The sequence below is a fragment of the Spirosoma sp. KCTC 42546 genome (assembly GCF_006965485.1).
Classification (GTDB): domain Bacteria; phylum Bacteroidota; class Bacteroidia; order Cytophagales; family Spirosomataceae; genus Spirosoma.
Map to the genome: position 1 here is coordinate 4,156,080 of NZ_CP041360.1, position 22,947 is coordinate 4,179,026.

Annotated in this window: 21 protein-coding genes; 9 read left to right on the top strand and 12 right to left on the bottom strand. The window is 46.6% G+C overall.

Features of this window, described 5'->3' with window-relative positions; translation table 11 throughout:
- Positions 1-314: 314 nt before the first annotated feature.
- From EXU85_RS16970 to EXU85_RS16990, 5 genes are all read left to right on the top strand, one after another.
- On the top strand, positions 315-716 hold the full coding sequence (locus tag EXU85_RS16970; protein ID WP_142773223.1) for a LytTR family DNA-binding domain-containing protein: 402 nt from the start codon (positions 315-317) through the stop codon (positions 714-716).
- 275 nt (positions 717-991) lie between these two features.
- Entirely contained in the window at positions 992-1,726 is a 735-nt protein-coding gene (locus EXU85_RS16975) for a GAF domain-containing protein (protein ID WP_142773224.1), read from the top strand.
- A 114-nt stretch (positions 1,727-1,840) separates the two neighbouring features.
- Positions 1,841-2,284: a response regulator gene (locus EXU85_RS16980; RefSeq protein WP_142773225.1), complete on the top strand. Its 444-nt coding sequence runs from the start codon at positions 1,841-1,843 to the stop codon at positions 2,282-2,284.
- Positions 2,285-2,443: 159 nt separating this feature from the next.
- Positions 2,444-2,665, top strand: a complete 222-nt coding sequence (locus EXU85_RS16985) for a hypothetical protein (RefSeq protein ID WP_142773226.1) — start codon at positions 2,444-2,446, stop codon at positions 2,663-2,665.
- 425 nt (positions 2,666-3,090) lie between these two features.
- Positions 3,091-3,732, top strand: coding sequence for a hypothetical protein (locus EXU85_RS16990; protein WP_142773227.1), 642 nt, complete (start codon positions 3,091-3,093; stop codon positions 3,730-3,732).
- A gap of 68 nt (positions 3,733-3,800) precedes the next feature.
- On the opposite strand, the gene EXU85_RS16995 is transcribed toward EXU85_RS16990, so the two are convergent.
- The 4 genes from EXU85_RS16995 to EXU85_RS17010 form a co-directional block, all read right to left on the bottom strand.
- Positions 3,801-4,769, bottom strand: coding sequence for a S9 family peptidase (locus EXU85_RS16995; RefSeq protein ID WP_142773228.1), 969 nt, complete (start codon positions 4,767-4,769; stop codon positions 3,801-3,803).
- A gap of 100 nt (positions 4,770-4,869) precedes the next feature.
- Positions 4,870-5,535 (bottom strand): SdpI family protein, encoded by a 666-nt coding sequence (locus EXU85_RS17000; RefSeq protein WP_142773229.1) that lies wholly within the window; start codon positions 5,533-5,535, stop codon positions 4,870-4,872.
- 12 nt (positions 5,536-5,547) lie between these two features.
- On the bottom strand, positions 5,548-5,844 hold the full coding sequence (locus tag EXU85_RS17005; protein ID WP_142773230.1) for an autorepressor SdpR family transcription factor: 297 nt from the start codon (positions 5,842-5,844) through the stop codon (positions 5,548-5,550).
- 126 nt (positions 5,845-5,970) lie between these two features.
- Entirely contained in the window at positions 5,971-6,468 is a 498-nt protein-coding gene (locus EXU85_RS17010) for a DUF421 domain-containing protein (RefSeq protein ID WP_142773231.1), read from the bottom strand.
- A 228-nt stretch (positions 6,469-6,696) separates the two neighbouring features.
- On the opposite strand from EXU85_RS17010, the gene EXU85_RS17015 reads away from it, so the two are divergent.
- Positions 6,697-7,254: a DUF6580 family putative transport protein gene (locus EXU85_RS17015; protein WP_142773232.1), complete on the top strand. Its 558-nt coding sequence runs from the start codon at positions 6,697-6,699 to the stop codon at positions 7,252-7,254.
- 131 nt (positions 7,255-7,385) lie between these two features.
- On the opposite strand, the gene EXU85_RS17020 is transcribed toward EXU85_RS17015, so the two are convergent.
- From EXU85_RS17020 to EXU85_RS17030, 3 genes are all read right to left on the bottom strand, one after another.
- Positions 7,386-10,031, bottom strand: a complete 2,646-nt coding sequence (locus EXU85_RS17020; protein ID WP_142773233.1) for a glucosidase — start codon at positions 10,029-10,031, stop codon at positions 7,386-7,388.
- A 75-nt stretch (positions 10,032-10,106) separates the two neighbouring features.
- Positions 10,107-10,916, bottom strand: coding sequence for a glucose 1-dehydrogenase (locus EXU85_RS17025; protein WP_142773234.1), 810 nt, complete (start codon positions 10,914-10,916; stop codon positions 10,107-10,109).
- Between the two features lie 205 nt (positions 10,917-11,121).
- The gene (locus tag EXU85_RS17030) at positions 11,122-12,384 is read right to left on the bottom strand and encodes a lactate 2-monooxygenase (RefSeq protein WP_142773235.1); all 1,263 of its coding nucleotides are present in this window, start codon (positions 12,382-12,384) and stop codon (positions 11,122-11,124) included.
- A 511-nt stretch (positions 12,385-12,895) separates the two neighbouring features.
- Here EXU85_RS17030 and EXU85_RS17035 point away from each other — a divergent pair.
- Complete coding sequence (locus tag EXU85_RS17035; RefSeq protein ID WP_142773236.1) at positions 12,896-13,501, top strand: T9SS type A sorting domain-containing protein; 606 nt, start codon at positions 12,896-12,898, stop codon at positions 13,499-13,501.
- A 155-nt stretch (positions 13,502-13,656) separates the two neighbouring features.
- Here the strand turns inward: EXU85_RS17035 and EXU85_RS17040 are convergent, their stop codons facing one another.
- The gene (locus EXU85_RS17040; RefSeq protein ID WP_142773237.1) at positions 13,657-14,127 is read right to left on the bottom strand and encodes a response regulator; all 471 of its coding nucleotides are present in this window, start codon (positions 14,125-14,127) and stop codon (positions 13,657-13,659) included.
- Between the two features lie 422 nt (positions 14,128-14,549).
- Here EXU85_RS17040 and EXU85_RS17045 point away from each other — a divergent pair, with 422 nt between their 5' ends.
- Positions 14,550-14,957, top strand: a complete 408-nt coding sequence (locus EXU85_RS17045; protein WP_142773238.1) for a hypothetical protein — start codon at positions 14,550-14,552, stop codon at positions 14,955-14,957.
- Positions 14,958-15,040: 83 nt separating this feature from the next.
- Here EXU85_RS17045 and EXU85_RS17050 read toward each other — a convergent pair whose 3' ends face one another.
- The 4 genes from EXU85_RS17050 to proS form a co-directional block, all read right to left on the bottom strand.
- A complete protein-coding gene (locus EXU85_RS17050; RefSeq protein WP_142773239.1) occupies positions 15,041-15,493 on the bottom strand; it encodes a peptidylprolyl isomerase in 453 nt (150 codons plus the stop codon).
- Between the two features lie 197 nt (positions 15,494-15,690).
- The gene (locus EXU85_RS17055; RefSeq protein ID WP_142773240.1) at positions 15,691-18,567 is read right to left on the bottom strand and encodes a PQQ-dependent sugar dehydrogenase; all 2,877 of its coding nucleotides are present in this window, start codon (positions 18,565-18,567) and stop codon (positions 15,691-15,693) included.
- A gap of 10 nt (positions 18,568-18,577) precedes the next feature.
- The gene (locus EXU85_RS17060; protein WP_142773241.1) at positions 18,578-19,555 is read right to left on the bottom strand and encodes a sugar phosphate isomerase/epimerase; all 978 of its coding nucleotides are present in this window, start codon (positions 19,553-19,555) and stop codon (positions 18,578-18,580) included.
- Positions 19,556-19,871: 316 nt separating this feature from the next.
- A complete protein-coding gene (gene proS, locus EXU85_RS17065) occupies positions 19,872-21,344 on the bottom strand; it encodes a proline--tRNA ligase (protein ID WP_142776743.1) in 1,473 nt (490 codons plus the stop codon).
- Positions 21,345-21,604: 260 nt separating this feature from the next.
- Between proS and EXU85_RS17070 the strand changes: the two genes are divergently transcribed.
- Positions 21,605-22,930: a hypothetical protein gene (locus EXU85_RS17070; protein WP_142773242.1), complete on the top strand. Its 1,326-nt coding sequence runs from the start codon at positions 21,605-21,607 to the stop codon at positions 22,928-22,930.
- The last annotated feature ends 17 nt before the right edge of the window (positions 22,931-22,947 follow it).

Here is a 22,947-nt window from a genome sequence, read left to right on the forward strand (position 1 = left end):
AAAAATGATCAACTCTGCATAAGGACTCAATCTAGTTAAAAAGGTTGTAAAATGTACCCTTAGCAACTAAAAAACCTAGTGTTCGTATAGATATAGTTAACGAAAAACTGGAACTTGTCTAAACGTACCCTCTCCATCTCTCATCCTAATGGCTTCTTCAGTTACTACCCAGCAACGATCTAAAAAATTATTGGAGTACCATAAGATATTATGTTACCAATTAAAGAAAATTAAAAACAATTAAAAAATTATTATTATACTTAAGCCTAAATTAGAATACTTTTAGTTTTCCACCCCTATCAATCATACCTACAATGAAACAATTAAACGCAGCCCAGGTACAACACAAGTTTGATCCTCAACAGATTATGTATTTAGTCGGGGATGTGAATTACTGTACGATCTACCTCCTGAATGGAAAGGCGATCTTATCGAGCAGAACCTTAAAATGGTATAGTGATCGCTGGCCCCAGTTTATTCGGAATCACAAGGCCCATTTAATTAATCCACAGCATGTTCATAGCTGTATTGTGCTTTCCTCCATCGATGCCCACTTAATTATGCGAAATGGCGCTCGCCTTCAAATTAGCCGACGGCGGATATACGGAGTTACCAAGCAGCTAGGTCTTGAGCTACCCAAGAAATGCTGTACGAGTACACACCTGCTTAAACCAGAATGGAATTCCTTTGTACCAGCGCATATCAAGGTTGCCTAACCTGATATCCAGAAGAATAGACGATGTGAATTCGGGTTTGTACATAGCTAGTGTAGCCTTTACAACCCGAATTCACATTGATTAACTTGTTGAGTGCCCCATAGCGCTCAGTTAAAAACGTAATCGGTTACGCTGCTTTTGACGCTGTCAGGCAAATTGGTTTATTCAACGTTACACACCGTATAGCCGATGCAAATAGGCAGTTTTTACGGGCCTGAATGAGTAGAGTCTTGTAAATCCTACGTAGTTTTGACCATAATCTGGCTGAATAAACCATGCAAATTCCTCCCCCTCCCCCAGAGGAAACCAACCGAATAGATGCCCTTCGAAGTTACGAGATTCTTGATTCATTACCCGAACCGGATTATGACGAACTAACTACGCTTGCTTCCGAAATTTGCCAAACGCCCATTTCATTAATCAGCCTGATTGATGACGATCGGCAGTGGTTTAAATCCAATCTTGGCCTTACGGTACGCGAAACACCACGAGAATTTGCGTTTTGTGCGCATGGAATTCTCAATCCAACGGAACTGTTAATTGTTCCTGATTCTCGGAAAGATGCGCGTTTTATGGGCAATCCTTTAGTAACGGGCGATCCCCATGTGATTTTTTATGCGGGCGTTCCTCTGATAAACGAGGATGGTTATGCGCTGGGCTCTTTGTGTGTGATTGATCATACGCCTAAGCAGTTAACGGAAAACCAGTTAAGCTCGTTAAAAATTCTGGCCAAACAGGTTGTCAACTTACTGGAGCTCAGAAGAACCAATAAAGCTTTGACAACTCTTAAAAGATTGTTAGAACAACGAAATACTGAGTTAGAGCAGATAGCGGCTATTGCCAGGGATGAGGTCAGACCGCAGGTTCTTCAACTCCATGAAACGATTCTTCACCTGATAACGGAGTCGATCAACCCAAACCCCGACACAATCAGGCCACTACTCAAGGATACCATCAAAACGGTGCGTGCCATAGAGGACGGTTTAAATCGAATGCAGCAACTGGATTAAATGGATACAAAATGGGTGGGACTAGTAGTACTCTGGCCAACTAGATTCTGTTGACGCCCCCCGTTATGCATGCGTAAAAGAGTAGCTATATTGCTTACCAAGCTCCCCGTACCAATGCCATACCGCTATTCAATCCTTCTTGTGGACGACGATCCGCATCTGATTGAGTTGTTAAATCATGCCGCACAGCAGGTTTTTCCCGAAGCCTCGTTTTTTCAGGTAACCAGCGCTGCTGAAGCCATCGCCTATATTGAAACCCTGGAAGGGTACGGACCACGATTGGTTTTACTAGACCTTAACTTAAGTTCCGCAGATAACGGCCTACACTTTTTATCATTTTTACGAGCGAATGAAAACACACGTTTTCTGCCCGTTGTTATCCTCACCGTCAGCAACTTATATGGTGACATTGAAAACTCATATGCATTAGGCGTTTCTGCCTTTACCATCAAACCTACGCGCCTGGATGAATGGGTCGACTATGTAAGAAATTTGCGAAATTATTGGTTTGATACGGTTACTCTACCCGCAATTGTCTTTAACAAAAATCGGCGTTAAGAACAGGCCTGTTATAAACTACTGATGAGATACCACTATCCATCCATACAGTCATTATCAGACAAATTTATTAATATTTGATTAATTCATTACCTCAAAAGCTAACCGATTTGGCTTGATTCGAGTTATATGGTAACTCACGTTTAATCAAGACTCAAAATGGCTCAAATCTCCCCCTTTTATACCCTTCAGCAATTAGTTTATCACACCAATGACAACTGCCCTCAGGGGCTACGCATTCCTGCTATCGACCAGCGGCTTGGTAGGGGCGGAAAAGTAGACTGTTTGTGCTGTCGGTATTTGAATAAAATGCAGACCAAAAAAACCGCCGGCTCGCGTATGCTGAGACGGCTTGTTTCTGCCGCTGCGCCTATGGCCTAATGTTGTGCAGCAACCACTTCCAAACAAGCCAAACGCCTGACTAACTTCTTAGTCAGGCGTTTGGCTTTACTATGCGTCCGTTTATAATAAACCCGCTGTAACACTTACCCGGAATGCTATAATACAGGCGTCCCACCGAAAAGCTCCGGTTCTCTTTGCTACGATCAATATCCTGATTTCCCTTTCGCTGCGCCAGATTGCTGTCAGGGAATACGACCTGGATGACCCTGATCAGAGAGTTGTACAACCAATTTACCAGCTGTTTCATTTTATTAGCCTATTTCTCGTTATGCTGAAATTAGTTGATTGAATCGCTAAATTTGGTGTATAAAATTAAATTATTTCTGGAAATTCTACTAACTTAATTCTTGCCTGCTAGTTATGTCGTAATATGATCCTCTTTACTAATTGTTGTGACAAACAAGATGACCATTACTCCATTTGAAACCAATCTCTATCAGCACCTTGCTCCGTTTTTCGCCGAGCACGGATTTACCTTGCTGCCAGAAAAAAAACAGTTTCGGCGCATCAATACCAGCGGGTTTCAGAATATTATTCTATCCTCTGTTTTTTGTGTGGATGATACTATGCTGGATGTTAATTTTGGGGCCAGGAACGACCAGATTGAACAAATTGCCCAGCAATTTCTGAACAATCAACCTGACTTCCGGCTCGACGCCAATACGTTTCTCCTGTCGGTTGCCCGATTTAGCGGCTTTCAGTCTTCCCGGTATAAGATTCATTCGGGAGAAGCTCTTTCGGACGTTTGTGAGAAAATCGAATTATTTTTCAACAAACAGGGATTCGATTTTCTCGATTCAGCCTCTATCCTATCCACCCTCGATCTACTGCTGAACGAAAGCCCTAATCAGCCGTGTCAATTCGTTTATAACCAAACCCATCGCTGTTACAAAGGCCTGATTGCCGCCCGGCTAAATCACAATCCCCACTTCGAAGGGTTAGTAGATAGTTACCGCCATTTGCTGATTCGTCTGACCCAAAACCCGTACGAGCAGTTGCATTTCGAGCGGCTGATTGCGTATCTGCAACACTACTCTGCTAATTAGGTATTGGTCATTGCGTCAGTAGTCGATTAAACCATCAGATTAAGAACCAGTAACTAATAACCTGTCTACTAGTTGTTCACAAATTGGGCAATTGTCTCAACCAGCCCAGGCGTAAGTGGCAATTCAGGATTATTGTAGGTTTTAATATTTTCAGCCCGATCCAGGGGCGCATTTTTGAAAATGTGATTCATCCGATTAATCAGCGCCAGTGTCGCATCTGGCCGGGCTGCTTTCAATAGTTCAGCTTCGCTGGTAGCTACCTGAATATCATTCTTCCCATTAATCAGCAGAACTGGCCCATTGAATTTTTTGATTTCAACGCTGGGGTCATATTTCATCCAGGAAATCAGGCCCGGTTGCATTTTTGCGTTGAACATGGTTTGCAGGAACGGATTCACCCGTTGAACGCGATACCCTTCCTTAAGCGAGTCGAGAATTACGGATGCTAACGAACGAAGTGTGTCTGGCAGAGCCGTTTGAAACTGCACCTTCATAACATCGGCAATATTCCGGCCAGCCCCTGCAATTGAAATATACTTAGCCACTTTCGTCTGCTTTGCCGCCAGCATACCCACCAATGAGCCCTCTGAATGGCCTGCTACGATCACTTTAGAAAATCGCTTATCGGCCTGTAATTGCTGAATAAACCCAACAGCATCGCTTACATAATAGTCAAATCGGTGTTTATCTGTGCTGATTGCAGCAACGGCTGACTTCAGATTAGTGCCCGAATAGCGCTTGTCGTAGCGGGCAACGGCTATTCCCTGTCGAACCAGACTATCGGCCAGCATTTTAAAGGCATTTGTCTTAAATCCGTACGTACTGTTACAATCGCGATCGGTCGGGCCTGAACCGGCAATGAGTAGCACCACTGGCACCGCTTTTTTCACCTTATCGGGCACCGTAAGCGTACCATCGAGTGTAAGATCGGCCCCAGCTGGCTCAATGACTTTGTAATGAATAGGCTCCTCGGTCTGGCCAAATGTGGTCAAATTAGCAGACAGGAATAGAAAGACGATAGGGAGGAAATGATTCATAGCTGGTTGATAATTAACAAATTAGTATGATTTGATACTATTGATTCTTTTTCGTAGCTAAAGCATCTAACGAAACGTTAAAGACACACCGCAGGAGCAATCAATTAAGTTGATGTCTTTTTTCCTGCTGGGAATAAATGTAGGAATACACAACGGGTATGAGTACGGTAAGCATTGTGACGCCTAGTACACAACCTACTTTATACGACATTGGAACAACCAGAGCCAGCACCGCACTTAATAATCCACCTGCTACCATTAGTCGTCCACCCAGACGGTGCGTTTTACGCCAGACAGTTTCATTTCCTAATGTCCAGGGAGTGCGGATACCTACAAACCAATTGGGCTTTATCGAGGTAAGGTAATTTCCCATTCCTGCTAACATTAATCCAACCAGTGCAAGTATTACGCTAGTAGAAAATTTAGTATCTACCGGATGACCAGCCATATAGAATAACCAGATCATCATGGCCGCAAACAGAAGCGTAACAGCAAAACGTAGTTTTTGATAGTTTGACGACATTTGTAGCTGTCCTCTAAGATCAAGAGCTAGCAGGAATCGGAGAACCAGATAAAGAAATACAGATAAGCCTCCAATTAATAAAGCAGCCGTTTCTTTCCGTTGCCAGTCGTTTGGATTCCCCTGCAGGTCAAAGTGTGTGGCAATTTCAGCAGGAAGCTGATTCCAGACAATTGCCAGATACACTAGCGGAGATAGCATAATGACTACCATTAGTAGCTCGGCAGATGTAGAATTCCTTTTCATTTGAGTAGGTGTTTACAGGTTTTGATTCGGTGTTTTCTCAGAAATTGGCGCATCCGTTTTCTGAAAGCTGATCAACCAGGCCAGCAGATCGTCGAGAACGGTGGTGTTGAGGGTATAATTGATAAACTGCCCCTGTTTAGTGGCTTCTACCAGACCGGCCTGCCGGAGTAGATCAAGGTGGTGCGAAATACTGGGCTTGGTCATATCGAACCGCTCGGCAATCTCACCGGCGTTTAGGTCGCCCCCGCGCAACAGGTCCAGTATCTGCCGACGGGTCGGGTCATTTAGGGCTTTAAAGAGGTTGTTCATTTGCCTATCATTAAATAGTTAGACAAATATCTAATTAATCATTTAGACAACTATCTAATTAATAATAAATGGAGATTTAAAAGGATAAACGGCCTTATTTCATGATGAATGGTAAAAGAGCTGAGTTTATTTTTTAATGATACTAATATTACCACTACCTTCTATATAGCAGGCTCTCACCTGTACCAGGTCATCCACGCCCTGCTCCCGAAGCATGCCCGTTAATTCTGAGGCTGTAATTAATTCTTTTTTCATATTCTGACGTTGCATAACGCCGTTTTTAATCAGCAAAACAGGATCTGGCTCCCCTATTTTGCTGAAGAAAACCGATCGATAGCCAAGCCAGTTAATGGCATAATCCCAGAAGACCAGTACGCCCACCAGAACAAACCCCTCCGTAATTGAGGTATACTCCCCCGCCATCGAGTTTTGTGATGCATCTGAAATAAGGGTGATGAGCAATAAATCGCTAATACCAAGCTGGCCAGCCCCACGTCTGAAAAATCGGATATAGGCAAAACAGAACCAATAAGTGAGTGTACCCCGAATTAAGATTTCCCAGAGTGACATACTAGGCGTAACCATTTTTCCCCAATCAATATCGACAAGCAGTAAGGCAGTCATAATGTGTTTCCAGATAGATAGTACTGACCGTATGAACTCAATACCAGGGTAGTAGTTTACGCAACGATCATCTTTATTAACGGGATGTGCATTGGGCTTGGCTGTATCTGTTTATGGAGTTACCTTTGTCAAACGTATATCGCCTTCGCTCGCATCCAGTATCAGTTGAACCGTTATTCTACTGAAGGCAGTCGTACATAAGTCAATACATCAATCGCTGATTTTACCATGAAGCCGCTTCAAATTCGTTTACTCACGCTGACCACCCTTGTTCTAGCTACTGCTTTGTTCCGTTTAGTCCCACACTGGCCTAATTTTACGCCCATAGCGGCTCTGGCATTATTCGGCGCGGCTACCTTTGAACGGAAATGGTTAGGGCTGGCGGCTCCGCTGGCGGCTATGTTACTGAGTGATTCTCTCATCGGTTTTCATGGGAGCATGGGGGCCGTGTACATCAGCTTCGCTCTAACCTGGTTGCTCGGTCTGTGGGCGGTCCGTCGCCCGAATCTGCAACAGCCTGCAGCCGGACGCATCGCCATTGCTTCGATTACGTCTTCGGTATTGTTTTTTCTGATCACCAATTTTGCCGTTTGGTATGGTAGCTCGTTCTATCCGCAAACAGCAGCGGGACTGATGACTTGCTATGCGGCAGGTCTGGCTTTCTATAATGGAACGTCGTTTTTCCTGAATGGCGTCTTTGGCGACCTGTTTTTCAGCGGTTTGTTATTCGGTAGTTATTACCTGCTTCAACAACGGTTCCTGGTGCTTCGTCCAGCACGTCGGTAATTGACGTACGTACCGCCTGGTTTATAGGGTACAAAAGGAGCGCGGTTTTTATGTATATCGCGCTCCTTTTGTACCCTATAAACCAGGCGGCCTACTGATCACGTTACGTTGGTTTCTTCTAACCGACGCCATCATTCCGTTTTATACTTCCGGCTAATTAACTCCGCAACTAAGCCCGTCCAGCCCGTTTGATGACTGGCACCTACGCCCCGGCCATTATCGCCATCAAAATATTCATAAAACAGGATGTAATCTCTAAACTCAGGGTCCTGGTATTTGGGGTGTTGTCCAAATGAAGGTCGCTGGCCGTTAGCATCAACAGTAAAAAGACTGATCAGTCGGTTAGTCAGTTCCTGCGCTACCGTTTTAAGGGTTACCTGCTGACCTGATCCAATCGGGTATTCAACCGTAAAGGCATCCCCAAAATAGTCGTAAAACCGCGTTAGGCTTTCCACTAATAAATAGTTGGTAGGCATCCAGACAGGCCCACGCCAGTTACTATTGCCCCCAAACATATCGCTATCACTTTCGGCGGGTGTATAGGTAAGCCGAAATGTGGTATTCTCTAAGGTAAATTCGTAGGGATGATCCCGATAGACTTTTGATACGGCCCGAATGCCGTGTGGACTAAGGAATTCATTCTCATCCAGCATCTTACACAAGAGTGATTTAAGTCTGAAACCCCGCAACAGACTAAGCAGTCGCTTTTCCTCCTGGCCCGTTTCGGTATAACGGGATACCTGATGATACAGATCTGGCCGGTGGCTCTGGAACCAGATCATCCGTTTCAGGAAAGCAGGGTTTGCCCGCATCAATTCATCATCCAGTACCTCAACCGCAAACATCGGAATAAGCCCTACCAACGTTCGTACCCGCATCCGCTGAACACTGCCATCATTTAATCGAAGCTGGTCATAAAAAAAGGCATCTTCATCGTCCCACAAGCCCACGTTGGTTTGGCCCATATTGGTAATGGCACCGGCGATGTACAGAAAATGATCGAAGAACTTGGTAGCCATTTCGTCGTAAACCGAGTCGTGTCGGGCCAATTCGAGTGCGATCCGCATCATATTCAGTGCATACATCGCCATCCAGCTGGTGCCATCGGCCTGCTCCAGATGGCTTCCGTCCGGAAACTGGGTGTTCCGGTCAAAAACACCGATATTATCTAATCCCAGAAACCCGCCTTCAAAAATATTATTCCCTACCTCATCTTTACGGTTTACCCACCAAGTAAAGTTGAGCATGAGTTTGTGAAAAATACCCCGCAAAAACGTCAGATCTTCTTCACCGGGTGGCTTGCGCTCCAGTTCCATGTGATAGATCCGCCAGGCGGCCCAGGCCTGTACGGGAGGGTTCACATCGGAAAAATTCCATTCGTAGGCAGGCAATTGACCATTAGGATGCATAAACCACTCGTTAGTCAGCATCATTAATTGCTGCTTGGCAAAGCCGGGATCAACCAGCGATAGCGTAACGCAATGAAATGCCCAGTCCCAGGCGGCATACCAGGGATACTCCCATGTATCGGGCATTGAAATAACCCCAGCATTGATAAGCTGTAGCCAGGTGTGGTTTCGTCCCTGTGCCCGTTCGGGCGGGGGTGGCGGATGGTTTTTATCGCCAGCTAACCACCGCGATACATCGTAATAATAATACTGCTTGCTCCAGAGCATCCCGGCAAATGCCTGCCGCTGTACCCGTTTCTCATCCAGGGTAGCCTCGGCGGGCTGGACGTGCGCATAAAACTTGTCAGCTTCCGCCTTCCGCTGGCTTATGATCTGATCAAAATCCACAAAAGGAGCAACAGAATCAATCTCACTGATGCTGGGGGCTTCAAGTCGAAGCCGGATCGTTGTAGAGTCGCCCGGTTCAATGGCCAATTGGTAGTGCGCAGCTGCTTTAGTGCCTACCTGAGCAGGATTGACCGTTGAAGCACCCTGCACGACATGGTCATTGATGCCATCTTTTGGATAGGGCGATCCGGAATGGATGTTGTACAGCCGAACCATATTTGTTTCGTTCTCACAAAACAACCAGTCTGGTTTTCCTTCGGCATGGAGCACATACCGACCTAAATCTGAGTCCTCAACAGACACGGTTCCATTAGGTTGCAGGACCAATGAAGGTCGGTAATTGGGAACTCCGTCGGAGTCGTCGCCAAACGCCCATGTATTTCGGAACCAGAGTGTGGGCAGGAGGTGGATTGTAGCCGCTTCTGGACCGCGATTATACACGGTCACGGTCATCAATATATCTTTCGGTCCGGCTTTGGCGTACTCCACAAATACGTCGAAATACCGGTCTTCGTCGAAAAGGCCGGTATCGAGCAGTTCAAATTCGGGGTCCAGGCGGGTTCTACGGCCGTTTTCGTTGATGAGCCATTGATAGGGATAGGCAGCCTGTGGGTATTTATAGAGCATCCGCTGATACGAATGCGTTGGCGTGTTGTCCAGGTAATAATAGAGTTCCTTAACATCTTCGCCATGATTTCCCTCGCTGTTCGTCAGGCCAAAATAGCGTTCCTTCAGAATCGGGTCCTTTCCATTCCAGAGGGCCAGCGCAAGGCACAGTTGCTGCCTGTCGTCCGAAATACCCGCAATCCCTTCTTCGCCCCAGCGATAGGTGTAGCTACGGGCTATATCGTGTGTTGTGTAATTCCAGGCATCGCCATTGGAACTATAATCTTCACGTACGGTACCCCACTGACGATCGGAGACATAAGGTCCCCACTGCCGCCAGGCAGGATCTTCTAAGCGGTGTTGTTCGATTGTCATAGAGTTTAATGGATAATGGATAATATAGAACTACCGACTGCAATCAATTCTTCATTATCCATTATTCATTTTAATTCACCCCCCCGTTGCAAATCCTTCAAATACGGTCATGCCGCCATCGATGAAGATGCTGGCACCAGTAATGTAGTCTGATTGGTCGGAAGAGAGAAACACGGCGAGATTCCCAATATCCTGGGGCTGGCCAATTCGGTTATAAGGAATTAAGGTCATCAGGCCGTTTAGTGCCTGAGGGGTTTCCCAGGCCGCCCGGTTGATGGGTGTTTGAATGGCACCGGGGCAAATGCTGTTGACCCGAATCTTCCGATCACCATATTCCTGCGCCAGCGACTGCATCAACATTTTTACCCCACCTTTTGAGGTCGCGTAATTAACATGTCCGGCCCAGGGAATTAGTTCATGCACGGAGCTCATACAGATGATTTTTCCGGTGGCTGCTGATACAGCCGGGCGTGGTCCACGGCGCAAAAACTCCCGTATAGCCTCGCGAGCGCACAGGAACTGGCCTGTCAGGTTAACCCCAATCACGGTATTCCACTGATCGAGGGTCATTTCATCAAACTTCGCATCGCGCTGAAGCCCCGCATTATTGATTAATATATCGACTGTGCCGTACTGAGCTACCACGTCGGCAAATAAGTTGATTACCTGGTCTTCCTTGCTAACATCACACTGGGCCACCATGCCTGCACCGCCTGCATCGGTAATTTCTTTCAATACAGCATCAGCTGCCGGCTTTGTGGCCTCAACAGGATAATTTACCACAACAGTAGCTCCGGCAGCCGCCAGCGACTTGGCGACCCCCGCTCCGATTCCACTGCTGGCGCCGGTGATAATTGCAATTTGTCCCTTTAATACCTGATCCATACCTTTTAAAGAAGTGTTTGTTTATGGTAAGTCAGGGCAGATACAATTGTTTTAAAGGTCTACTTGATCGAGTAACCATTAATTGGTTTCTGTCAGACTTGCCAGCGGCAAACTACAAACGATTTATGGATTATTGCCATATTGGACCTTCCTGACAGTATCATATTAAATGAATTTAATAGGCCAGGCTCAGTGCTGCTGAGTTTTAAACGGGGCGGAGACAGTCCGGGTTAAGTTCAGCCAGGCTCTTGTAGCCGCTAAGTCCCAGCGTCAATTCCAGGTCGGCCAGCAGATTACGAATTACGGTCTCTACCCCTTCTTGTCCACCCAAGGCAAGACCATACACGTAAGGACGACCCAGGCAAACGGCTTTCGCGCCTAGTGCCAGCGCCTTAATCACATCGGCACCACCTCGTATTCCACTGTCCAGGAGTATTGGCAGTTGCCCATTAACAGCAGCAACTACGCCTGGAAGGGCTTCGATAGCACTGATTGATCCATCTACCTGTCGCCCACCATGAGTAGAAACGATGACGCCATTCATACCGTAGTCGACCGCTTTACGTGCATCATCGGGGTGTAAAATACCTTTGAGCAAAATGGGCAAGCTGGTTTGTTCACGAAGAAACGCCAGGTCAACCCAGGTTAGGGCGGGATTACTATAAATACCTGAAAACAGCGAAATGGCACCCATTGCGCGTCCAGAACGCAGGTTTTTCAGAAAAGAGCCTGTTGGATACCGGCGAACAGCGCCTATCAGATGCCGGAGTGTAGTTGCTGTTACCGACGGGCGAGCCGTTGGTGGCTGTTGTAGAAAGTCGTCCAGTAATTGTTGAAAAACTGGATCAGAGGTATACTGAGCTAGCCCCTTCCCATGCAGAAATGGTAAATGGCCTAGCGCAAGATCCTGCGTCCGCCAGCCAAGCATAGTCGTATCCAGTGTCAGCACGATTGCCCGGCAGCCACAGGCTTCGGCCCGATTGACAAAACTCGTCACTAAATCACGGGAGCGACTCCAGTAGAGCTGAAACAAGCGCATTTGTTCACCCATCACTGCCGAACATGCTTCCATTGATACCGATGCCTGATTTGAAAAAATGTAAGGCACCCCGGTGGTTACCGCTGCGCGCGCCACTGCCAGATCGGCTAGCGGGTGCGCCATTTCCAGTACCCCTATGGGAGCCAGTAAAAGTGGTGAGGGTAGCTGTTGGCCCAATAGTTCAATACGTAGATCAGGGTTCTCGACGTTTCGGAGCATACGTGGCACAATCTGCCAATGCTCAAAACCCTGTCTGTTGTCAACCACGGTTTGTTCGTTCCCGGCTCCACCCAAGATATAGGCGGTTGCCTCAGGTGTCATTTTTCGAACAGCAGCTTGTTCCAGTTGAATTGAGTTAGCTGGGATCGCAGGGATTTTTCCCGCAAATCCATCCAGGTAAATTTTCCGTTGCCAGTGTAAAGCCCGCATTGGTAGTAAAAGATAAAGAAGCTACGTTTAACAATCAGGGCCAACTTCACAAATAGTACTATTCTCATTAAAACCCTATAGTTTTCAGAGGAACACTATTTTCCGGGTAATGGTATTTTACAATAAAAAAACTATCTCTTCCAAAGAGATTTTGTTCAGAACCTTCTATTCGTTGTGTACAAAAAGAGGTATTTACCTTCTTTTCTACTTGGTTTTATGGCGCATTGGTTGTTCTTCTACTTAACTGATTTTAGACAAATTGAATAATTGGACTAAAAAATAGTCTTACAAATGCAACAAGTCCTATATTTTACAATTATTAGAAAAATACAATTCATACGCCATTTATAGGGACTTGTTGTACTTTTCCAATAAACGACCTACTATACTAATAGCAAATTGTATTTTAAGATGAATATTCAGCCATAACGAGCTTTAGAGAGCCTACCCTATTGCATTAAATCGTGTTTACCCCACACCTTTGTGACGGTTAAAACAAAATTTCAAACCAATGAAAAAAATCCGTTTATCAATCGCTGTACTTTTGTCAGTATGGAGTCTGGCTGGCACAGGAGTTGCCAATGCCGACAATGGTTCAGGAATGGGTGGTGTGAAAGTTGAGAAGTCCGAGCAAAAGAAAGTACGTGTTTATACAAAGCCGGGGACGCCCGTTGACTTAGCACTCATTGATGCTGAAGGCAACGTACTCTACCGGGGAGTTATCTCCAAAAATAACCAGAAGGCAACTTCGTTCAACCTGAACAACCTGCCCGATGGCCAGTATTTTCTGACGGCTGGTAGTAACGCCTGGTGGATGTCGCAAGGGATTACAATCAAAGCCAACTCGGTAGCTATCGACGAACGCAACCTGCAACAAGTGGCTGAGCCCACGCTTACAGCTTACGAAAAGAATAAAATCGAAGTTGTGCTGCCCTCTAAAAACGTCGAAGAATCGACAGTAGCGATCTATGATACCCAGAACGTACTGGTGCAAGTAGATACATTCAAAGGTTCGACCCGTCGTTTCGATTTATCTGGCTTACCTTCTGGCGCTTACACGTTTGTGGTTGGCCCAAATCAGAAGCAATTTGCTACCCGTATCGACATTCAGCACTAAGCTGTTTGTTTAGTTCAGTAACTAGCCGCTAGGCCTGTTCATTACACTTCTCATTTTAGTGGTCAGTCTTTTCGGACAAGCCTGACCGCACCCCTGATTCCGCCCGCTGCCTTTGTACAAAGGCAGCGGGCTTTTTTATGGTAATGAGTGATTAACTAAGTGCACGTCTCTCTTGCTCTATAAATGGGTAGCGTAACTATGTTGAACCAATACTCGTTTAATGTATGAAAATGAAGTTCCCATTCGGTTAGACTTGCAGGCTTGACCAGTAAAGAATGAGCGCCCGCTAAGTAGACTTTTTCAACAAGACCTGCCTCTTGCTGACTACTCAAAACTACGACGGGAAGAAGCGGATAACGGGAACGTATTTCCGTTAACAAGGCAAGTCCGTTTGAGAGTTGGGGAAGTAAAAGGGCTTGAAGTACTAACCACGGAAAAGCTCGGGGTTCGGCTGCAGAATACCCTAAAAAGGAAAGAGCGTCCTCCGGGTTGTCAGCAAAAATGGGTTCGGCCTGAGGAATCTTTGCACGTAGGCAATAGCCGATTAACAGTTGGTGATCTTTATTACTCTCGACCACTAAGATCGGGAAAACATTCTTCTGATGAAGTCGCTGGTCGGGGTCCATTAATAAGCTGAACTAATTGATTACGTAGTTGATTCGGGCATAAACTAGAGTGAATAACAGGTAGCTGATGGTAAAAACTATCAAGATTAAATAAGAATTCTGAAGGAAATCTGAAGAAGATTTTCTTCAGATAACACTATCCTACTGGCCAATAGGAAAAAATTTCAGATTCCCGATTAAGGATGAATAAGGTTCTGTAGAGGACGATTATAATCAACAGTTAAGCCCATTAGCCTAACATAACCAACTAATCATCTAATATACATCTGAACTGGATGAATCGGTAGTAGCAGGTTCCGCGTTTTAGTATTTTGACCGTTCGGTCAAAAGTTCAGCCTTAGTCACAAAGTAGTGACTTATTTTACAAGTAAAGTCCTACAACCATCCAGTTAACTTGGACTCATGCCGAATTCAATCCACGTATGGAAGATTTTACTCCTGATCAACGTATTAGCATTACAAAAGGCTACTGCAGCATGGCTCAGGCCCTGAACGAGTATCAGGTTTTACATTGGTCAGAACTCTCACATGAGCAGCATTTAGACCTTAATGCTTACCAGAATAGTTTGCTTAATCGGGCTCAGGACCTTCAGTTGCAGGTTAGCCGTCCCGCCTTTGCAAATGTAGCCGATATGGCTACTAGTGTGCTGCATGCAACAACGGACGCTCAGGCTGGTCTAAAACATATCAATAATCTGACTGTTGCGCTGAATATAGGGGCTATCACGGTTGCCCTTGCTGCGTACGTTGCCCGTGCTAATCTACGAGGTATCCAAACCGCCCTGCGCGAATTGAGTGATTTACTAACGCTGGAAAATAAAGTGGAGTAGGTGGAGTGTGTGCAGTAGGTGAACGGACTCCGTCAACTCACTGCATACACTCCACCTACTCCACGAGTAACTTACTCCACGACTTACAAAATCAATCCAGAAGGCGACTTTACACCCACAAGTTCAACTTCGAATGTAAGTTGCTGGCCCGCCAGCGGATGATTTGCATCCAACGTAACATTCGTATCCGTAAGATCGCGAACAATAACCGGGATGGGACGGGGGTTACCGTCTTCGTGCATATTGAGGGTCATTCCTACTTCAAGTGGAATATCATCCGGTATATCTGTCCGATTTAGGGTGAAAATCATTTCTTCATTGGCAGGGCCATATGCATCCTCTACAGGAATGTTGATGGTTTTCTTTTCACCCTGATTCATTCCCGCCACACCTTCATCGAATCCTTTAATCACCTGGCCGCTCCCTACTGTAAATTCCAGGGGTGTACGACCTTCTGATGAATCAAATATAGTTCCATCGGTTAGAGTTCCTGTATAATGCACCTGAACGGTGTCACCAGATTTTGCTTGTGCCATAAAACAAGTGGTTTGTTGTAAACGCTGATACAAAAATACCGGAACTTCCGACAAGAGTTTGCTTTTGCGTTAATTTTTACCAACTCGATCCTGACCTTAAAAGTTTACACCAATTTGTGTTAATAGTTAACGATTTGAAGTTACCTGAAGCGTACACAATAGGCATTTCAAGTAACTTCAAATCGCAAACCTACAGACTATTGACTCATGGCTTCCATAAACTTGATCCCCGCCAGGGTCATAAGCGGTTGAATCGACTTCGCTTTATCGTTTTTAAAAACGAAATAAACGTCATGAATCCCTTCAGTATCTTTAAGAGCCATCTTCACAGAGGGCGCTGGTCTCCTGAACCGATTAGGCGTTGGTGCTGCCGGAGCTGCGCCTGGTGTTGCGGTCGTACTGGCGGGTGGCGTAGCGGATTCCATCTGCGCCATAAGTTTTGCCATATCAACCTCGGGCGCTAATTCAACAGTTGCTTCGCCAATGAGTGGGCCAGTAGGCGAATTTAAATGGGCTTCAATCGTACCACCAGCGCTGCCTTCGCGTCGTTGAGCGGAGGCACCAAAGTCTAACTGCTTAATGCCCGTCAGATCTAACCGATGAAAACCAATATAACTATTCGCGTAGGGAATTACGTTCATGCCTTTCCCCATACCCCGTGCTTTCAATTCAGCTCCGTGTACAACTGCGGCATCCGACGCATTCATTTGCGGACTATGCAATACAATCATTCGTTCGGAGGTTTGTGTTGGAACAGTTTTGGCACCCCGGTCTGTATAGGCAGCCCGCACCAGTACGGAGCCCTGCCCATTGTCTCCTTCAGGCAATCTCACGCTATAACTCCCTTGCATGGGCAACGAGCTAAAGGTCTTCTCATTCACATTCAGAATGTATTTCACAATTACCTCAGCATCGGCCTCTGACATAGCCGGGTGCCCAGGCATGGCCACATCGCCCCATACACCCACGCCCCCATTGCGAATTTTCTTGACTAACTGATTCGTTGCACTAGCATTGCCTTTGTATTTGGTTGCAATTGCGGTAAACATCGGCCCAACCGATTTAGTATTGACCTGATGGCAAACTTTGCAATCGCTCTGACTAATAAGGGTTTGAGCCACAGCATATTGCGTGGATGCATCAACGCTCCGCTGGCTTTGCATGACTTCGGCATAATCGAAACCTTCTGAGGTGTAGTCAATACTTACTGCCACTTTTTCGGGTGTAATTTTACCGCTGCTCAGAGTTCCGTCCTCCTTATCATCCACATTCACTGCGTACCGAATTGGTTGGTTAGGAAAGAAAAACGTTTTATTGCTGGTCAGATTCATCGCTACTTCGGGCGGCTCATTCCCGGCAATGATCTTCACCGATTTACTATTGGATGCTCCCTTCGCATCCGTCACCGTCAACGTAGCGGTATACACGCCTGCCTTATCAAAACTAACGGCCGGATCGGCAATATTAAACACCTTTGGTGCAACTCCGGGAGCCGTTACTTTCCACTGATAGGTAAGTTTATCACCATCAAAATCCTTAGTTCCGTTGGCTAACAGTGTTAGCTTAAGTGGTATGGTTCCCCCTTTTTTACTAGTCGAAGCTTCGACAATTGGTTTTCGGTTACCGCCGTTATATTCAATCCGAACCAGCTTGGCGTTGTCGCTTTTACGAAACCAGTTGCTGCCGTACTCCAGTGTATAGAGATCACCGTCGGGGCCAAACTTCATATCAATTGGCTCAACGGGATGGTAGTTTGGCAATACGCGCTCCATGGATTTATAGTTACCCTCTGCATCCATTGTAACGGCCATAATCCAGCCCCGCGAGAAGTCAGTAATGATCCATTTGTTCTCGTAATACGCAGGCCAGGGTCGTTTAGCTCCTTTGAAATCGGACTGGTGATAAACCGGCCCACCCGTGGCAGAACGCGATCCGGTTCCCACCAAAGGAAACTCCTCCGACACGCCATATGGGTAATAAATAAACGAAGGAGCAACCGGTGGTAATTCTTTCAGACCCGTATTGTTGGGTGAATTATTAATCGGCTTGTTCGGATCTTTTTTCTCCAGCGGCTTCTTCTCCCCATAATCATACACCGGAAATGCCTGCATGTTGCCTACAAACCAGGGCCAGCCAAAATTACCCGGCTTGCGGGCCTGGTTCAACTCGTCATAACCGCGGGGGCCAATCTCCGAATCGGAGGTGGCATCCGGACCAACTTCGCCCCAGTAGACGTAGCCAGTCTTGCTGTCGATTGAAATTCGCCAGGCATTCCGATGTCCCATCGAGTAAATCTCTGGGCGAGTCTTAGTGGTTCCCTTTGGAAACAGGTTCCCCTCGGGAACGGTATACGTACCATTCGCTTCGGGGTGAATACGAAGAATTTTACCGCGTAGATCATCTGTGTTTCCAGCATGTCCCTGATCGTCCCAGCTACTACGACCGGGGCGCTCGTCGGTTTGTGCGGCCTGCTGGTTACCGGTATTGTTCCCTACGGTCAGGTACAGATTACCCGCCCGGTCCCAGGTCATACCCCCACCTGTATGGCAGCAAACTTCGCGCTGGGTTGGCACTTCGATTAACACTTTCTCCGATTTCTCGACCAGCTTGTCGTTAATCAGATCCCAACGGGTCAGAATATGTTTTTTCTCGGTTGGGTGTGCATAGTACAAATACACCCAATGGTTTTTCTCGAAGTTCGGATCGAGGCTCAACCCCATTAAGCCTTCCTCTGCTTCAGACACTCTACCTTCTGCCGATGTGTATTTCGTATTGACCGGAATCGTAGCGATCAGCTCAACCGTTTTAGTAACTGGATCATATTTTTTGAAGCCTCCTTTCCGCTCAATGATGTAGGCAGTACCGTCTTTCAGTACGTCGAATGTCATGGGTTCATCGAGATCATCAGCCACGATTACGGGCGTAAATCGGCTATCATCAGGCTTTTGCGACGGGGAGTCATCCTGCACCACGAAGGATGCCAATCCAAGCACCAGTACCGTATGCAATGCTATTGACAAGGGCAGATGCCGCAGGAAAGCCCTTTTTTTAGGAATACGTTTTGGTAGTATCATATCGACTGAGTTAGGCCGGTAATTTTTTCAGATACGTGTAACTAGTCGTGATGCTCTCAATAGGTTGAGCCGCCATGTCCTGCTCCACAAAGAAGTATTTTAGGCCAGCTAGCTTAGCAGCAGCAAACGCACTTTTGAAATCAACAACTCCGTTTCCTACTTCCGTAATCGTTTTCAGGTCGGATTTGATGTCTTTAGTATGCCAGAGGGGGAAACGGCCCGGATGCTCTTTAAACAATTTCACGGGATCTTTACCCGCTTTCACGGCCCAAGCCAGATCTAACTCCATCTTAACCAGATCTTTGTCTGTTTGCGAGAGGATTAAATCATAAGGTGTCTTGCCCCCTTCAACGGCATCGAATTCGGTGGCGTGGTTATGATAGGCAAATCCAATACCGGCTTTTTTACAGGCTTCACCCGTTTTCTGGAACACCTCAATCGACTTCTGAATCTCATCGAGTGTAGCCACAGGCGTACTGGCACAAACTAAATACGTCAATCCGCCTTCACCCGCTTCATCAACCAATTGCTGATAGTTGTCCCGCAGATTGAGCATGGGTGGCATCTTTGAAAAATCCATAGCTGGACGTGGGTTGGCTCCGGCAGGTGCCTGCCCTCCACCGGCGGTTCCAGTCGTGCTGGCGGGCGGTGTTGGTCGTGGCTTAAAGGGCGCGCCCCCTGCATGGTGAGCCCTCCAGGTCATGCCCAGATCTTCAACTACTTTTTTAAATTCTTTTGCCGTATAGCCGTAATAGCCTCCCTTCAAACTAAATGCCGATTCAACTTCTTTGTAGCCTACGGCAGCCACTTTTTCAAGGGTTCCTTTTGGATCATCGCTCATGGGCCGAAACAGCGTAAACAACTGTAGCCCGATTGGGCGGGGAGCCAGGGCGGGAAATAAGGCGTCGGCCTGAACAAGTTGGGGTAAAACAAGACCACCGAGGGTCAACGCTCCGGCGTCGCAAAGAAACGAACGTCTGGTATTCATAGGTATACGTTTGGGGTTTAAACAAACAACACAGACGAGGGGAACGCCAACACAGGTATTACCTCTACCTCCAAAATTGTTGTTTGATTACTCAAAACAACAGTAGTTCATTCACTCCCAAAAACGCAATAGACCGAAGCCCAGAAAATATCGGCAGATAGCCCATTTCAGCCGATGAATGGATTGTAGAATTTACAGGTTCATTTGTATTAATTAAAAATAGTCAGGTATAGTCTGGAATGAGCAAGGTTGAGTTTATGAACTACCAACCCTTGACTTTATCAGACTATACCTGACCACTGTTTACCTGCTACTATCAATAAGCCCGCGCAAACACCACACGCCCTTTCGAGGGTTTACCTGAATAGACGCACGTTCCTTCTTCGGCTTCCTGATCGAAGGGAATGCAGCGAATAGTGGCTTTAGTTGCTTCTTTGATGGCTTCTTCGGTTTCGGAAGTGCCATCCCAGTGGGCCATCAAAAATCCTCCTTTCTCGATTTGCTCCTGAAACTGCTCAAACGTATCGACCTTAAACGTATTATCCTGACGGAACGCTTTGGCCTTTGCATAAATCGTAGCCTGAATATCATCCAGCAACGCTTTAATACGCTCAGTCAATCCATCGAAGGGGACCGTTTCCTTACTTTTCAGATCACGACGGGCAATTTCAACCGTTCCGTTTTCCAGATCACGTCCGCCCATAGCCAGCCGAACGGGAACACCCCGTAACTCGTACTCAGCGAATTTCCAGCCTGGTTTATTCGCATCTGAATCATCGAACTTTACCGAAATTCCTGCCTTTTTCAACTCCTGAACCAACGGTTTAATTTTGGCAGACAACTGCTCCAATTGCTCTTCCGTGCGATAAATTGGCACGATCACCACCTGAATAGGCGCCAGTTTGGGAGGTAGAACAAGCCCATCATCGTCGGAGTGGGCCATAATTAAGGCACCCATCAATCGGGTTGAAACACCCCAGGATGTGCCCCATACATAATCCAGTTGATTCTGTTTATTCAGAAATTGCACATCGAACGCTTTGGCAAAGTTCTGGCCCAGAAAATGTGAGGTTCCGGCCTGAAGGGCTTTCCCATCCTGCATCATGGCTTCAATACAGAGCGTATCTTCGGCCCCGGCAAACCGTTCGTTGGCTGTTTTAGCGCCTTTAACAACCGGTAAGGCCATCCACTCTTCGGCAAACTGCGCGTACACATCAAGCATCTGCTGGGTTTCAGCTTTTGCTTCGTCAGACGTAGCATGGGCTGTATGCCCCTCCTGCCAGAGGAATTCGGTCGTGCGCAAAAAAATCCGTGTCCGCATCTCCCAGCGAACGACATTGGCCCACTGATTAATAAGTAAAGGCAGGTCCCGGTAGGACTGAATCCAGTTTTTGTACGTACTCCAGATTACCGTTTCCGACGTTGGCCGAACGATCAATTCCTCTTCCAGTTTTGCCTCAGGGTCAACGATTACACCAGAACCATCTTCTGCATTTTTAAGCCGGTAATGCGTAACAACAGCACACTCTTTGGCAAAGCCCTCTACGTGAGAGGCTTCTTTACTTAAGAATGATTTGGGGATGAACAGGGGAAAGTATGCATTCGAATGGCCCGTTTCCTTGAACATATCATCCAGAGCTCGCTGCATTTTTTCCCAGATCGAAAACCCGTAGGGTTTAATGACCATACAGCCCCGAACGGCTGAATTTTCGGCTAGATCAGCTCGCTTAATTAACTCGTTATACCACTCGGAATAATTCTCACTACGGGACGGAATCGCTTTTGCCATGTTTTGATAGGCCATTGATTGTCCCTGAATCATTTATGGTCATTTTTCGTGATAGAACTAAATGACCATGAATGATTCAGGGACAATCAATGACTTTTTTTAAAGACGGATTAAACCTTATTGATTAAAATGGAATCTAATAGAAGATAACTTGCAAAGATAGGTTTTTACTCTATTTTTGTAATCAAACTAGCCATTCCTGTGTTATAGATTGAAATGGCAGTTTACATGAGCCTTTATTACTTTAATTCCCTTGCCAAATGAAAACGCAACGACTATATTCTTACCTGACGTTGGCCGCCCTACTTAGCATCTGGAGTTGTACGTCCAGCCGTCAGACTGCGCAGAACACCGGTGAAGTGGATGATCTGTACGGAGTTTCCGGTAATTCGGAAGTATATGCCAGTAATCGCCAGTCGGATGGGTACAGTGGTCAGCAATCGAGCCGATCGCTGCAACGGCAGCAACAACGCTCACTCCGGAATGCCAATCCCGATTATGCCGATGATCAGCAGTATGGTATCAATGGTAGTAGCAACACAGATGAGTACTACTCCGAGTTAAGTACTCGTAAGCTAAATCGGGGCCTTTCTGCCGATCCAGGCTGGAATGATACCGGAACGAATGCCTATAACTCAGGCTTTGTGAATGGGTACAACTCAGCTACAGCCTCGGCTTACAGCTGGAACCGCTGGGGTTTCAACAACACTGGCTTCTACAGTGGCCTTGGCCTAGGTTTAGGCCTGGGTGGTTATGGCTACAATAGCTTCGGGTTTGGCTTTGGTAGTCCATTCTACTCGCCTTTCTATGGTAGTTCCTACGCCTATAGCCCCTTCTATTCGCCCTTTGGATACGGTTCTTATTATGATCCGTTCTATAGCTCCTATGCGTATGGTGGGTTTGGTGGCTATTACAGCCCCTTCTATTCACCCTATTACAGCGGTGGCTATTATGGCGGTTCGTATATCAACAATGGTTACGTAACCGGAGCTGATCCTTACCGTACCCGCACGTATGCACGTACAACTGATCGGTCGGCAGGTCGATACTCGACTCCGTTTGATAACTCGGCCCGTACATACAATCCGAATGGAGGTCGTGCCAGCGCTAACAATTCCGGTTCAACCGCAACAACGCGCGGGAATGATGGCTATTATGCACGTCCAAGCGGTGGCAGTAACCGGGGAAGTTATTACTACGATAACAGTTCGAGCAGCAATGGCCGAACCAGTACCAATACAACGGCTCCCTCGTACAACAGCAATTCGGGCAGCGGCACCAGCGAATACTACGCTCGCCCCCGCGAGAGCAACCGAGGTAGTTATACACCCTCTACCAGTGGCTCTAGCTACAGTAACGGTGGCAGTAGCCGGAGTAGTTATCAACCAAGTTACCAACAGCCAACTCAGTCGTACCAACAGAGTAGCCGGGGTAGCTATCAGCAATCGCAACCAAGTTATAGCCAACCTAGCTACAGTGCACCAAGCCGCAGCTATAGTGCGCCAAGCTACAGTGCTCCCAGTTCGGGTGGTGGTGGGGGCGGTGCCAGCCATTCAAGTGGTGGGGGCGGACGTGGCCCACGTTAGTTTTTTATAACTTATCA

Coding starts and splice junctions, on each gene's coding strand:
- EXU85_RS16970 (WP_142773223.1), top strand. CDS start 315: ATGAAACAATTAAACGCAGCCCAGGTACAACACAAGTTTGATCCTCAA.
- EXU85_RS16975 (WP_142773224.1), top strand. CDS start 992: ATGCAAATTCCTCCCCCTCCCCCAGAGGAAACCAACCGAATAGATGCC.
- EXU85_RS16980 (WP_142773225.1), top strand. CDS start 1,841: ATGCCATACCGCTATTCAATCCTTCTTGTGGACGACGATCCGCATCTG.
- EXU85_RS16985 (WP_142773226.1), top strand. CDS start 2,444: ATGGCTCAAATCTCCCCCTTTTATACCCTTCAGCAATTAGTTTATCAC.
- EXU85_RS16990 (WP_142773227.1), top strand. CDS start 3,091: ATGACCATTACTCCATTTGAAACCAATCTCTATCAGCACCTTGCTCCG.
- EXU85_RS16995 (WP_142773228.1), bottom strand. CDS start 4,769: ATGAATCATTTCCTCCCTATCGTCTTTCTATTCCTGTCTGCTAATTTG.
- EXU85_RS17000 (WP_142773229.1), bottom strand. CDS start 5,535: ATGAAAAGGAATTCTACATCTGCCGAGCTACTAATGGTAGTCATTATG.
- EXU85_RS17005 (WP_142773230.1), bottom strand. CDS start 5,844: ATGAACAACCTCTTTAAAGCCCTAAATGACCCGACCCGTCGGCAGATA.
- EXU85_RS17010 (WP_142773231.1), bottom strand. CDS start 6,468: ATGACTGCCTTACTGCTTGTCGATATTGATTGGGGAAAAATGGTTACG.
- EXU85_RS17015 (WP_142773232.1), top strand. CDS start 6,697: ATGAAGCCGCTTCAAATTCGTTTACTCACGCTGACCACCCTTGTTCTA.
- EXU85_RS17020 (WP_142773233.1), bottom strand. CDS start 10,031: ATGACAATCGAACAACACCGCTTAGAAGATCCTGCCTGGCGGCAGTGG.
- EXU85_RS17025 (WP_142773234.1), bottom strand. CDS start 10,916: ATGGATCAGGTATTAAAGGGACAAATTGCAATTATCACCGGCGCCAGC.
- EXU85_RS17030 (WP_142773235.1), bottom strand. CDS start 12,384: ATGCGGGCTTTACACTGGCAACGGAAAATTTACCTGGATGGATTTGCG.
- EXU85_RS17035 (WP_142773236.1), top strand. CDS start 12,896: ATGAAAAAAATCCGTTTATCAATCGCTGTACTTTTGTCAGTATGGAGT.
- EXU85_RS17040 (WP_142773237.1), bottom strand. CDS start 14,127: ATGGACCCCGACCAGCGACTTCATCAGAAGAATGTTTTCCCGATCTTA.
- EXU85_RS17045 (WP_142773238.1), top strand. CDS start 14,550: ATGGAAGATTTTACTCCTGATCAACGTATTAGCATTACAAAAGGCTAC.
- EXU85_RS17050 (WP_142773239.1), bottom strand. CDS start 15,493: ATGGCACAAGCAAAATCTGGTGACACCGTTCAGGTGCATTATACAGGA.
- EXU85_RS17055 (WP_142773240.1), bottom strand. CDS start 18,567: ATGATACTACCAAAACGTATTCCTAAAAAAAGGGCTTTCCTGCGGCAT.
- EXU85_RS17060 (WP_142773241.1), bottom strand. CDS start 19,555: ATGAATACCAGACGTTCGTTTCTTTGCGACGCCGGAGCGTTGACCCTC.
- proS (WP_142776743.1), bottom strand. CDS start 21,344: ATGGCAAAAGCGATTCCGTCCCGTAGTGAGAATTATTCCGAGTGGTAT.
- EXU85_RS17070 (WP_142773242.1), top strand. CDS start 21,605: ATGAAAACGCAACGACTATATTCTTACCTGACGTTGGCCGCCCTACTT.